Genomic DNA, 12,707 nt, shown 5'->3' with positions numbered 1-12,707 from the left:
GGAAGCTGTGGCCCCTCACTTGCTGGCTGACTGAAGACTGAGGCTCCAGGCTAACGCCCGTGAGGGGAGAGGCCGCGCGTATTACTCCGCGGCGGCAGTGGCGGAGGCGGGGGCGACCATGAGGATCGTGCGGCGGGGGTTGGCCGTCTGCGTCGGCAGGTCGAGCGCGTGCTCCGGCCGCTCCGGCGTCTGCAGCGCTTCGGCGTCCTTGAGGTGCGCCAGCGTCGTGCGCCGGGGGTTGGCAATGTTGCGGAACATCATCGTCGTCTTCATCTGCCGTTCGGACCCTGTCGGTAGGGGCGCCGCCGGAGGGGCGCCGGTTGTCGGTTCTGCCATCCCTGTAAAGCGTCAGGCTAAACATCCAATTCCCTCCCGGAGCCCGGAAGAGACGACGATCATCATGTGAGTTTGCTCACCAGTGACCCGACAATTACCTCAATCCGGACGGTCGCTCCGGCCGACCAAACCAGACATTGCATCACTGAATCGACCATTCCGCTCCTGATCATGTCGTCTGGGACACCCGTCACCCTCACCTGATTCACCCTCAATAGTCCGGTTTGACGGCGAACCGGCTCCACGGCTTGTTACGCAGCCATCACAACGTGTCACCCAGGTCACAGCCCGGTACCTGGCCCTTGTTGGAGATCCTGCGTTGTGCTGGAATTCCACGCACCGCCGCAGGTTTCAGGCCGGCGCGCAGGGGGCGCAACGCAGCGCCGATCCGAGTGGCGGCGGGAAGGGGAAGAACGCCGGTCACTCACGACCACCATGGGGCGGTACAACGCCCCACGACGCCGACACCGTTCCATCCGTCCATGACGGGGGGAACGCCTGGTCCAGAGGTTGCGACGCTAGTGCAGGGACGTTTCAAGAGGGATGGCAGCGCAGCGGCTGAACAGGAGCCGCGCGGCGGGACCGACCGCGGCTCCTCGCCCCAGCACGCCCAGAACCCCGGACCGGCCGCGGCCGGCGACACCACGGACCGCGCCAAGCGCTCCGGCGCACCGTCGGGCGACAACGCCGACGCGGTCGCGTCACCGAAGCCCCAGGGCCCGGTCAACACCGGATCGCGGGTAGCTCTGCGCAACTGGCGCATCAGCACGCGCCTGGTCTCCCTGCTCGCCCTCCCCGTGGTCGCGGCGACCACCCTGGGTGGCCTCCGCATCAACGACTCCATGAACGACATCCAGCAGCTGGAGCACATGCAGCTGCTGACCCAGATGACCAAGCAGGCGACCTCGCTGGCCCAGGCGCTCCAGGAGGAGCGCGACCGGTCGGCCGGCCCGCTGTCCAATGGAGTGCCGGCCGACGACTTCAAGGTCACCGAGCCCCGGAAGAAGACCGACCGGGCCAAGAAGGCCTTCTTCGACGCGACGAACGACATCGGCGACACCGAGGGCGACGAGGCGCTGGAGAGCATCCACTCCAGCGTCCAGCAGATCGCCTCGCAGCTGGGCGGCATCCGCGACATCCGCAAGCAGGCGTTCGCCAAGGGCACGCCGAGCCTTCAGACCGTCGACGCGTACAGCCAGCTGATCACCTCGCTGCTGAGCCTCTCGCAGGACATGGCGCAGGCGACCAGCAGCCCCGAGATGATCAAGCGGACCCGCGCCCTGGCGGCCTTCTCCTCCGCCAAGGAGTACGCCTCGGTCCAGCGCGCGGTCATCGCCGCGGCGCTGCCGGGCGGCAACGACAAGCAGCCGAAGCTCGATTCGAACGACCGGCAGTTCGGCCTGGCGGCGCTGCGCAAGGAAGAACTGGCGCGTCGCTCGTTCGAGTTGATCTACACGACCACCGGCAACAGCGCGGCCGAGCTGACCGCCACGCTCGACGAGGGCAACCCGGAGATCAAGGCCGCCGACACCTACGCCAAGAAGGTGCTCGACAGCCCGACCAGCATGACCGGGACGGCCCGGCGTTCGTACCTCGACTGGTACGACCAGGACTCCACCAAGATCCAGGCCATGAAGCAGATCGAGGAGACGCTCCTCAGCGACATGGAGGGCAAGGCGCGCGAACTGCGCGACGAGTCCCAGCGCGAGGCGATCATCTCCGGTGCGCTCATCCTGCTGGTGCTCGGTGTCTCGCTGGTCGGCGCCTTCGTCGTCGCCCGGTCGATGATCCGCTCGCTGCGCCGGCTCCAGGACACGGCCACCCGCGTCGCCCAGGACCGGCTGCCGGAGCTCGTCAAGCAGCTCTCCGAGGCCGACCCGCAGGACGTCGACACCTCGGTCGAGTCCGTCGGTGTGCACTCCCGTGACGAGATCGGCAAGGTCGCCGCGGCCTTCGACGACGTGCACCGCGAGGCCGTCCGGCTCGCCGCCGAGCAGGCCCTCCTCCGGGGCAACGTCAACGCGATGTTCACCAACCTCTCGCGTCGTTCGCAGGGCCTCATCCAGCGTCAGCTCTCGCTCATCTCCGAGCTGGAGTCGCGCGAGGCCGACCCGGACCAGCTGTCCTCGCTCTTCAAGCTCGACCACCTCGCGACCCGTATGCGCCGCAACGGCGAGAACCTCCTCGTCCTCGCGGGCGAGGAGCCGGGCCGCCGGTGGACCCGTCCGGTGCCGCTGGTCGACGTGCTCCGTGCCGCCGCCTCCGAGGTGGAGCAGTACGAGCGCATCGAGCTGGCAGCGGTGCCCGCCACCGAGGTCGCCGGCCGGGTCGTCAACGACCTCGTGCACCTCCTGGCCGAGCTGCTGGAGAACGCCACGTCGTTCTCCTCGCCGCAGACCAAGGTCCGGGTCACCGGTCACGCGCTGCCCGACGGCCGGGTGCTCGTCGAGATCCACGACACGGGTATCGGCCTCTCCCCCGAGGACCTCGCGGCGATCAACGAGCGGCTCGCCTCGCCGCCCACCGTGGACGTCTCGGTCTCCCGCCGCATGGGTCTGTTCGTGGTCGGCCGACTGTCCCTGCGTCACGGCATCCGCATTCAGCTGCGGCCCTCCGACTCCGGGGGCACGACCGCGCTGGTCATGCTCCCCGTCGATGTCGCGCACGGCGGCAAGATGCCGGTGCCGAAGCAGGCCCAGGGCCAGCAGCCCGCTCCCGGCGGACTGCTCGCCGGTGGCGCACCCGCGCCGCGCCCCGGCCTCGACAGCGCTCAGTCGGCGCCCGGCGGCCGGCTCCCCGCCGGTCCCGGTGCCACCCGCGGTCAGGTCGGTGCGGGCTCCGGTCCGCGTGCCGCGCTGCCCGCCCGGGACACCGGTGCCCGGTCCCAGAACCCGCAGGGCCAGCCGGGACAGCCCGGCCAGAACGGACCGGGTGCGCCGAACGGCCGGCCCGGTCAGCAGGGCTCCGACTTCCAGAGCGCCGGGCTCTCCGGCACCGGCCCGCAGGCCCGGCAGCCGCAGGACGGCTCACGCCAGGATCCGCCGCGTCAGGGCGGCGGCCTCTCCGGCGCCTTCGGCGGCGGTGCCCGGCTGGGCGCCCGCGGCCAGGGCGGCGGCGCCGGGCGTACGGACCCGGGTCAGGGCAGCCTGTTCAGTCAGCGGCGTCCGGAGCAGAGCGGCCAGGGCAACGGCCCCGGCCGGCAGAATCCGGCGGGCCAGGGCGGCGGCTTCCCGCAGTCCGGCGGTCCCGGCCAGAACGGCCGCCAGCTGCCCCCGGTCGGCGGTCCGCGTGCGGAGCTGCCCGGCGGCAACCCCGTACCGGCCGCGCCGAACGGTGGATTCCCCGCTCCGCAGCGCCCGCAGGCCACCAGCTGGGGCTCCGAGGATCAGTCCGCACCCCAGCAGCGCTCCCCGCTCGACGCCCCCCGGGGCCACGAGGAGCCCGAGTCCACCAACCAGTTCCAGCGGCCGCTGAGCCCGCCGCCGCTCACCCCTCGCCGTCCGATGGACGACCGGCAGGGACCGGGCTCCACCTCGGAGTTCGCCCGCCCGGACTTCTCGGCGCCCGCTCCGGGTGCGCAGACGCCGGACCCGGCGAGCACCGCGCAGTTCCCCCGCCCCGACTTCGGCCGGCCGCAGAACCAGGGCCAGGGCCTGGGACCGGGACAAGACCAGGGCCTGGGCCAGGGGCAGGGGCAGCCCGGACCGGTCCGGCGCGACCGGGGCAACGAGGACTTCGGTGCTCCGCGGCCGCCCGTCGCGCCGCAGGACCCGCAGTACCGGCCGGCCCTGCCGCAGCAGCCTCAGCAGCCAGAGGCGCTGCCGCCGGCCTCCGGGCCCGGCGACGGCCGTACGCCGCTGTACGACACGCTGGAGACCAACTGGTTCCACGGTCCGCAGCAGAACGGCCAGTACCAGAACGGCCAGCAGCAGGGCCAGCAGCCGAACCACCAGCAGGGCCAGCAGCACGGGCAGCAGCCGAACCACCAGCAGCAGCCCGCCGCGCCGCAGGCATCCGGCTTCCCTCAGCAGCAGCCCGCCGAGGAGCGTCCCGCACCGCCCGCACCGCAGCGTGGACCGGGCGACACCAACGGCGTCACGAGCTCCTGGCGCGCCTCGCCGAACGACGAACTCGGCCGGCAGGCGGAGCGGGTGAAGAAGCCCGCAGCAGGCGGAATTACCACTTCCGGTCTGCCTCGCCGGGTACCGCGTGCCAATCTGGTGCCGGGCACCGCCCAGCAGCAGAATCACCAGTCCGGTCCCCAGGTCTCGCGTGCGCCCGATGATGTGCGCGGGCGTCTTACCAATCTCCGCCGGGGCATTCAGCAGGGGCGTCAGGCCAACAACGGCCAGTCGACCGGCAGTTTCCCCATCGGCCCCACTCACCAGCAGGAGCGTTAGTTGAGCCCGATGAGTCAGGCCGCGCAGAATCTGAACTGGCTGATCACCAACTTCGTGGACAACACCCCCGGGGTGTCGCACACGGTGGTGGTCTCCGCGGATGGCCTGCTGCTGGCGATGTCCGAAGGTTTCCCGCGCGACCGCGCCGACCAGCTGGCGGCTGTCGCCTCCGGTCTGACCTCGCTGACCGCGGGCGCCTCCCGGATCTTCGAAGGCGGCGCCGTCAGCCAGACCGTGGTGGAGATGGAACGCGGGTTCCTCTTCCTGATGTCCGTCTCCGACGGTTCCTCACTTGCCGTACTCGCCCATCCGGACGCCGACATCGGTCTGGTCGGGTACGAAATGGCGCTTCTGGTCGACCGGGCGGGCACCGTCCTCACCCCGGACCTCCGCGCCGAGCTCCAGGGCAGCCTGCTCCACTAGGCGGCCGTGAATCGGTGACACAGACGATTACCCCAGGTATTGCAATCAACCCTCGCCCGTCCGGCCGCTTACAGCCCCCCACCGGCCCCTTCCGACGGCAAGCCGACATCCTGCTGTCACGCCCGGAGGATTCATGACCCCGCCACCCGCCTCACCCGATCCGTACGGCGCGCTGAACCACGCGTCGTACGAAGGTGAAGGCGACCAGCCGCTGGTTCGTCCGTACGCCATGACCGGCGGCCGGACCCGACCGCGCTACCAGCTAGCGATAGAGGCTCTGGTCAGCACCACAGCCGACCCCGCGCACCTGGGAACGCTGCTCCCCGAGCACCAGCGGATCTGCCACCTGTGCCGCGAGGTCAAGTCGGTGGCCGAGGTGTCGGCCCTGCTGTCGATGCCGCTCGGCGTGGCCCGGATCCTCGTAGCGGACCTGGCGGAAGCCGGCATGGTGGCCATCCACCAGCCGGGCAACGGAGAGGCCGGCGGCGCGCCGGATGTGACACTGCTCGAAAGGGTGCTCAGTGGACTTCGCAAGCTCTAGTGGCGGTGCCGCCCGTGCCACCACCTCGGCGAAGATCGTGGTGGCAGGCGGGTTCGGCGTGGGTAAAACCACGTTTGTCGGTGCTGTTTCGGAGATCAATCCGCTGCGCACCGAAGCCGTGATGACGTCCGCGTCCGCGGGCATCGACGACCTCACACACACCGGAGGCAAGACCACCACCACGGTGGCCATGGACTTCGGACGCATCACCCTGGACCAGGACCTGATCCTGTACCTCTTCGGTACACCCGGCCAGGACCGCTTCTGGTTCATGTGGGACGACCTCGTACGCGGCGCCATCGGCGCGGTCGTGCTGGTCGACACCCGCCGTCTCGCCGACTGCTTCCCGGCCGTCGACTACTTCGAGAACAGCGGACTCCCCTTCGTCATCGCCCTCAACGGCTTCGACGGACACCAGCCCTACACCCCCGACGAAGTCCGCGAAGCGCTCCAGATCGGGCCGGACACGCCGATCATCACGACCGACGCCCGGCACCGCGGTGACGCCAAGAGCGGTCTGATCACGCTGGTGGAGCACGCATTGATGGCAAGGCTCAAGTAGGCACAAGTCGGTATTGCCATACGGCAGTTAAAGTAGTCACACGGGGGCGGACTGTGTCCTTTGACACGATCCGCCCCCGTGTTCATAACGTTTCGAAAGAGAATTACCTCACGGTCGACACCCGATGCGTACGCGCGGTACCACTGTGCTCAACTGAGCCCCGCCTTTTGGCGGGGCTCGTTCTTTATGCCCGTTTTATCTGAGGCCTGCGCCACTTGGAATCGCCGGTCCCGACTGTTTGGAACGCGGCCGTTCCACGTGCTGCAATTCGACGAACTCCCGAGTAGCACGGCCCTGAACAAACACGGCACAACGTAGGTGCCGACGCCGAGAGGTTGTTGGTCGAGTGAGGCGTAACAACGAGGGCTCCACGGCGCAGCCGGAGCGGGGCAACTTCACCCCGCCGCGCGCCGCGGCGTCGTCCGCCGACGTGTCCGAAGGGACCCCGGCCGGTGGCAGCACCAGCCGGATGTCCCCACGCAACTGGCGGGTGCCCACCCGGCTGAACGCGATCCTCCTGATCCCCGTACTGGTCGGGCTGGTCATGGGCGGCTTCCAGGTGAAGGGCTCGATCGACACCTGGCAGGAGGCCCAGGACGCCGAGAAGACCGCGCTGATCGTGCGGGCGGCCTCCGAGTACGGCCAGGCGCTGCTGAACGAGCGCGACCTCAGCGCTCAGCCGCTGCTCTCCAACAAGCGCGACGCGGCGGCCGTCTCCGAGGTACGGGCCACCACCGACGCAGCCGCCGACAAGTTCGACACGGCCGTGAAGGGCATGCCCAAGAAGGCGGGACTGGAGCGGCGCCTCAAGCTGTTCCGGCTGGAGGAGCCCACTCTTCCCGATCTGCGCAAGGCCGCCTATGCCGAGGCCATGGACCCGGTGAAGACGGAAGAGGGCTACGTCCAGGTCCAGCACTCCCTCATGGAGTTCTGCAACGAGCTCGGTCTCGGCACCGGCAACATCACCAGTTACGGCCGTACCGTCTACGCGATCGAGCTGGCCAAGGCTGCAGAATCGCTTCAGCGCTCCATCGGCATGCACCTGCTGGTACGGCCCAGCCAGGAAAAGGGCAAGTTCAACGACCAGGTCAAGGCCTTCGGCTCGTACAACTACCTGGAGCAGATCGCCCTCGGTGAGTTCACCTCCGGCGGTACGGAGGCCGACGCGGCCCGGCTGAAGAAGGTCATGACGGGCAAGGCGGCCGAGGGCGCTGCCCAGGTCAAGTCCGCCAAGGAGAAGGCCGACGCGGCGGGCGCCCCGTTCGTGACGCCGCCCACCGTGAACGGCTCGGTCTACGACGGCATGGCCCAGCAGCTCGGGCTGGGCCGTACGCCCGCCGAGCTCAAGGCGAAGGGGATCACCCCGGAGACCTGGATGTCCGCCGCCACCGCGAAGTTCGACGGGTACACCACGGTCGAGGAAGAGCTCGTCGACAAGGCCGTGACCGAGGCCGCGGACATCTCGTCCGGCGCCCGCACCGACGCCATCGTCAACGCCGCGATCGTGATCGTCGCCCTGCTGGCCGCGTTCGTCCTGGCCGGGCTCATGGCCCGCCAGATGAGCCGCTCGATGCGCCGGCTGCGCAACGCCGCCTTCGGTATCGCGGAGCAGCGGCTGCCCTCGCTCGTCGACCAGCTGTCCCGGACCGACCCGGGCCGGGTGGACACCCGCGTGCAGCCGATCCCGATCAACAGCCAGGACGAGATCGGTGAGGTCGCCCGCGCCTTCGACCAGGTGCACCGCGAGGCGGTCCGGCTCGCGGCCGAGCAGGCCATGCTCCGGGGCAACGTCAACGCGATCTTCACCAACCTGTCGCGCCGCAACCAGTCGCTCATCGAGGGCCAGCTGACCCTCATCACCGACCTGGAGAACAACGAGGCCGATCCGGACCAGCTGGAGAGCCTCTTCCGGCTGGACCACCTCGCGACCCGGATGCGCCGCAACGGCGAGAACCTCCTCGTCCTCGCCGGCGAGGAGCCCGGCCGCCGCTGGAACCAGCCGGTGCCGCTGGTGGACGTGTTGCGCGCCGCCTCCTCCGAGGTGGAGTCCTACGAGCGCATCGAGCTCTCCGGGGTGCCGGAGAGCGAGATCCACGGCCAGTCCGTCACCGACCTCGTCCACCTGCTGGCCGAGCTGCTGGAGAACGCCACGACGTTCTCCTCGCCGCAGACCAAGGTGCGGGTCACCGCGACCCGGCTGCCGGACAGCCGCGTGATGATCGAGATCCACGACAAGGGCATCGGCCTCACCGCCGAGGACTTCGCCGACATCAACCACAAGCTGGCCAACCCGCCGACGGTGGACGCCGCGGTCTCCCAGCGCATGGGCCTGTTCGTGGTCGGCCGGCTGGCCGACCGCCACGGCATCCGGGTCCAGTTGCGCCCCTCCGGCGAGCAGGCCGGAACGACCTCGCTGGTCATGCTGCCCGACGCCATCACCCACGGTGGCGGCGGCGAGGGCGCGCCCACGCCGGACGACTTCACGGTCTCCTCGATCATTCCGCAGCAGCAGGCGTTCGACGCGCCGCCGCTCCAGCCCCAGCTGCGTACGGCGGCCGAGCTCGGCTTCGACGACTCCCGCTACGTCGAGGGGTCGGAGGAAGCCGCACAGCTCGACCCGGTGGGCCGCTCGCTGATGCGCGAGGAGCGCCGCGCCGCCCTGGAGACGCAGACCGGCGCCGGGGAGCAGACGGCGTTCCCGCAGCAGGAGTCCCAGGAGCAGTACCCGCAGGCGGCGTACGAGGAGGCCCCCTACGCCCCCGCGGACCCGTACGCGCTGGAACCCCGGCAGGACGGCCAGTACGCCCCGGAGCCGCGGCAGCAGGACGGGCAGCAGCAGGAGCAGGAACAGCAGCAGTACGGACAGCCGGCGTACGAGGGCGGCTACGACCCGTTCCGCGGTGACACCGGCTACGTCCAACAGCCCGACTACCAGCGGCAGAATGGCTATCCGGAGTCGGCATACCCGGCCCCCGGGACACCTCAGCAGGCTTACGACGGGCAGTACGCCACCCAGCCCCAGCAGGAGAAGTGGCCGGATCAGGGCGGCTATCAGGGTGGTTACGAAGCTCCGGTCCAGGCCGAACCGGAATCTGTTGGGAGCGCCCCCGCAGAATCGCCGGACAGCGTAGGCTTCGACCGTTCGGGCCCCGTGCCGAACTCCGGCCACGAGATGACCGAGGCCGGTCTGCCGCGCCGGGGCGGCCAGCAGCACTGGCAGCCCACCGGACGCGGGAACGAGCGGCCCGCCGCCGCGCAGGAGCAGCCGCAGGGGCAGGAGCCGCCGCAGCAGCCCCTGTCCGCACAGCAGGACGCGGACAGCACGGACGGGGCGGACGGAACGGACGACTGGCGGTCGGCGAACGACGAGCGCTGGGAGCGGGCCGAGCAGCTCCGGGACCCGAAGGCGGGCGGGGTCACCCCCTCCGGTCTTCCCCGGCGCGTCCCCAAGGCCAACCTGGTCGAGGGCACGGCCGAGCAGACCCAGCAGGGCGGCCCCCAGGTCTCCCGCGCCCCGGAGGACGTGCGTGGCAGGTTGAGCAACCTGCGGCGGGGAGTCCTGCGGGGACGTAACGCGGGTTCGGACAGCAGTAATACCTACAACCAGGAGCGTTAGTGTGAGCCCGATGAGCCAGGCGGCGCAGAATCTGAACTGGTTGATCACCAACTTCGTGGACAACACCCCCGGGGTGTCGCACACGGTGGTGGTCTCCGCCGACGGACTCCTGCTGGCGATGTCCGAGGGATTTCCGCGTGACCGCGCCGACCAGCTGGCGGCTGTCGCCTCCGGTCTGACCTCGCTGACCGCGGGTGCCTCGCGGATCTTCGAGGGCGGCGCCGTGAATCAGACAGTTGTGGAGATGGAGCGAGGATTCCTCTTCATCATGTCCGTCTCCGATGGATCTTCCTTGGCCGTCCTTGCACACCCGGACGCCGATATCGGTCTGGTTGGGTACGAAATGGCGCTTCTGGTGGATCGCGCCGGCGGTGTCCTCACTCCGGACCTCCGCGCCGAACTTCAGGGAAGCCTTCTTAACTAGTAGACAGACAGTGCGTTTCGCGTCACCGCGCCATAGGGTGCGGTGGCGCGGACCCACTGGGACCGGGACCGGCAGGCGGAGGAGGAATCGTGGGTACACCCCCAGGCGAGCACCAGTTCAACGGTGGTCAGCAGGTACCGGGTGAGCACAGGGGCGATGGCTTCGACTTCCCCTCTCAGCCCGGCAGACAGGGCGGACAGCAGCCTTTTCAGCCGTTCCGGCAGTCTCGGCGCGCCCAGGGCTCCGACGACTGGCCGCACCAGGACGCGCGCGGCTCGGACGACTGGCCCCAGCAGCCGCAGCAGCCTCAGCGGCCGCACCGGTACGACTCCCCGCAGCCGCCGCCCCGCATCGAGCCGGTGCAGCCGCGGTGGACCCCCGAGCCGGCCGCTCCCGCCGCGCACAATCCGCTGGTTCGTCCGTACGCCATGACAGGTGGACGGACCCGACCGCGCTACCAACTCGCCATTGAGGCGTTGGTCAGTACGACGGCTGATCCGTCCCGGCTGCAAGGGCAGTTGCCCGAGCACCAGCGGATCTGCCGACTGTGCATCGAGATCAAGTCAGTGGCCGAGATTTCGGCCCTGCTCTCGATCCCTCTCGGCGTTGCCCGGATCCTCGTAGCCGACCTGGCTGAGGCCGGACTCGTCGCTATCCACCAGCCCGGCGGCGAAGAGTCCGCCGGCGGCCAGCCAGATGTGACACTGCTCGAAAGGGTGCTCAGTGGACTTCGCAAGCTCTAGCGGCGGAGCGGCCCGCTCCACTACCTCGGCGAAGATCGTGGTGGCAGGGGGCTTCGGCGTGGGTAAAACCACGTTTGTCGGTGCTGTTTCGGAGATCAATCCGCTGCGCACCGAAGCCGTGATGACGTCCGCGTCCGCGGGCATCGACGACCTCACACACACCGGGGACAAGACCACCACCACGGTGGCCATGGACTTCGGACGCATCACCCTGGACCAGGACCTGATCCTGTACCTCTTCGGTACACCCGGCCAGGACCGCTTCTGGTTCATGTGGGACGACCTCGTACGCGGCGCCATCGGCGCCGTCGTACTCGTCGACACCCGCCGTCTCGCGGACTGCTTCCCGGCCGTCGACTACTTCGAGAACAGCGGGCTGCCCTTCGTCATCGCCCTCAACGGCTTCGACGGACACCAGCCCTACACCCCCGACGAAGTCCGCGAAGCGCTCCAGATCGGGCCGGACACGCCGATTCTGACTACGGACGCGCGGCATCGGGCGGATGCGAAGAGTGCGCTGATCACGTTGGTGGAGCATGCGTTGATGGCGCGCCTGCGGTAGGGCCTGCGGCCCGCTTCCGCGGATATACGTGAGGCCCCGCGCCCCTTTGCTGGGGGTGCGGGGCCTTTCTCTGTGGTGCGCCCGGCCTTCGGCCGTGCTTTGTCCTCAATCGCCGGACGGGCTTGATTTGGCCGGCCCGGGCTTGGTCTGGCTTGTGGCGGTCAGCCCTGCCAGCTGTGGGGGGCGCGGAAGCCCGGGGTGCGTTCCAGGCGGCGCCAGCCGGCTGTGTCGCGGCCCCGGTGGGCGGGGGTGGCAGCGGCGGGCTGGGAGGCGGCGCGGGCGAGCAGGACCGCGGTTATGGCGGCCAGCTCCTCGGGGTCGGCCAGACCCTTCTCGACGCGCAGCACGGACTCGGCGGCAGTGGTCATGGGTGTTCTCCGTCTTCTCGGCAGGCTTGCGGACTACTGCGGGGGGTTGCCGTGCTTGCGGGACGGCAGGTCTGCGTGCTTGGTGCGGAGCATGGCCAGGGAGGCGATCAGGACCTCGCGGGTCTCGGCGGGGTCGATGACGTCGTCGACCAGACCGCGCTCTGCGGCGTAGTAGGGGTGCATGAGTTCGGCCTTGTACTCCTTGACCATGCGGGTCCGCATCGCCTCGGGGTCCTCGGCATCCGCGATCTGGCGGCGGAAGATGACGTTGGCGGCACCCTCGGCACCCATCACCGCGATCTCGTTGGTCGGCCAGGCATAGGTGAGGTCGGCGCCGATGGACTGGCTGTCCATGACGATGTACGCACCGCCATAGGCCTTGCGCAGGATCAGCGAGATCCTCGGCACCGTGGCGTTGCAGTAGGCGTAGAGCAGCTTCGCCCCGTGCCGGATGATTCCACCGTGCTCCTGATCCACACCGGGCAGGAAGCCGGGTACGTCCAAAAGAGTGACGATGGGGATGTTGAAGGCGTCACACATCTGGACGAACCTGGCGGCTTTTTCGCTGGCCTCGATGTCCAGGACACCGGCCAGGGCCTGCGGCTGGTTGGCGACGATGCCGACGACCTGGCCGTCGAGGCGGGCCAGTGCGCAGATGATGTTGCGGGCCCAGCGCTCGTGGACCTCCAGGTAGTCGCCGTCGTCGACGAGCTCCTCGATGACCTTGTGCAT

General features: G+C 69.5%; 11 protein-coding genes. 8 read left to right on the top strand and 3 right to left on the bottom strand.

The genetic code is table 11. The features are described 5' to 3' along the window. Positions 1-81: 81 nt before the first annotated feature. The gene (locus ACZ601_RS32985) at positions 82-273 is read right to left on the bottom strand and encodes a hypothetical protein (RefSeq protein WP_469544857.1); all 192 of its coding nucleotides are present in this window, start codon (positions 271-273) and stop codon (positions 82-84) included. Positions 274-857: 584 nt separating this feature from the next. Between ACZ601_RS32985 and ACZ601_RS32980 the strand changes: the two genes are divergently transcribed. The 8 genes from ACZ601_RS32980 to ACZ601_RS32945 all read left to right on the top strand — a co-directional run bounded on the left by ACZ601_RS32980 (position 858) and on the right by ACZ601_RS32945 (position 11,607). Next, positions 858-4,736 (top strand): nitrate- and nitrite sensing domain-containing protein, encoded by a 3,879-nt coding sequence (locus tag ACZ601_RS32980; RefSeq protein ID WP_469544856.1) that lies wholly within the window; start codon positions 858-860, stop codon positions 4,734-4,736. Between the two features lie 9 nt (positions 4,737-4,745). Next, the gene (locus tag ACZ601_RS32975; protein WP_024495006.1) at positions 4,746-5,159 is read left to right on the top strand and encodes a roadblock/LC7 domain-containing protein; all 414 of its coding nucleotides are present in this window, start codon (positions 4,746-4,748) and stop codon (positions 5,157-5,159) included. A 133-nt stretch (positions 5,160-5,292) separates the two neighbouring features. Continuing rightward, the gene (locus ACZ601_RS32970; RefSeq protein ID WP_073738726.1) at positions 5,293-5,700 is read left to right on the top strand and encodes a DUF742 domain-containing protein; all 408 of its coding nucleotides are present in this window, start codon (positions 5,293-5,295) and stop codon (positions 5,698-5,700) included. Further along, positions 5,681-6,262, top strand: a complete 582-nt coding sequence (locus ACZ601_RS32965) for a GTP-binding protein (RefSeq protein ID WP_073738725.1) — start codon at positions 5,681-5,683, stop codon at positions 6,260-6,262. The genes ACZ601_RS32970 and ACZ601_RS32965 overlap by 20 nt, the downstream gene beginning before the upstream one ends. Positions 6,263-6,608: 346 nt before the next feature. Continuing rightward, positions 6,609-9,878, top strand: a complete 3,270-nt coding sequence (locus tag ACZ601_RS32960) for a sensor histidine kinase (protein ID WP_469544853.1) — start codon at positions 6,609-6,611, stop codon at positions 9,876-9,878. A 10-nt stretch (positions 9,879-9,888) separates the two neighbouring features. Beyond that, the gene (locus tag ACZ601_RS32955; RefSeq protein WP_037779127.1) at positions 9,889-10,302 is read left to right on the top strand and encodes a roadblock/LC7 domain-containing protein; all 414 of its coding nucleotides are present in this window, start codon (positions 9,889-9,891) and stop codon (positions 10,300-10,302) included. An 89-nt stretch (positions 10,303-10,391) separates the two neighbouring features. Beyond that, entirely contained in the window at positions 10,392-11,045 is a 654-nt protein-coding gene (locus ACZ601_RS32950; RefSeq protein ID WP_469544851.1) for a DUF742 domain-containing protein, read from the top strand. After that, positions 11,026-11,607, top strand: coding sequence for a GTP-binding protein (locus ACZ601_RS32945; protein WP_014048542.1), 582 nt, complete (start codon positions 11,026-11,028; stop codon positions 11,605-11,607). The genes ACZ601_RS32950 and ACZ601_RS32945 overlap by 20 nt, the downstream gene beginning before the upstream one ends. A gap of 161 nt (positions 11,608-11,768) precedes the next feature. Here the strand turns inward: ACZ601_RS32945 and ACZ601_RS32940 are convergent, their stop codons facing one another. After that, complete coding sequence (locus ACZ601_RS32940) at positions 11,769-11,975, bottom strand: acyl-CoA carboxylase subunit epsilon (protein WP_469544849.1); 207 nt, start codon at positions 11,973-11,975, stop codon at positions 11,769-11,771. A 33-nt stretch (positions 11,976-12,008) separates the two neighbouring features. Beyond that, positions 12,009-12,707 (bottom strand): acyl-CoA carboxylase subunit beta (locus ACZ601_RS32935; protein WP_469544846.1); only part of this gene is annotated, 699 nt, incomplete at its 5' end.

The sequence above is a fragment of the Streptomyces sp. NPDC104307 genome, from assembly GCF_055584045.1.
Note: the sequence above shows the minus strand (reverse complement) of the source record. Positions and strands in the feature narration are given on the sequence as shown.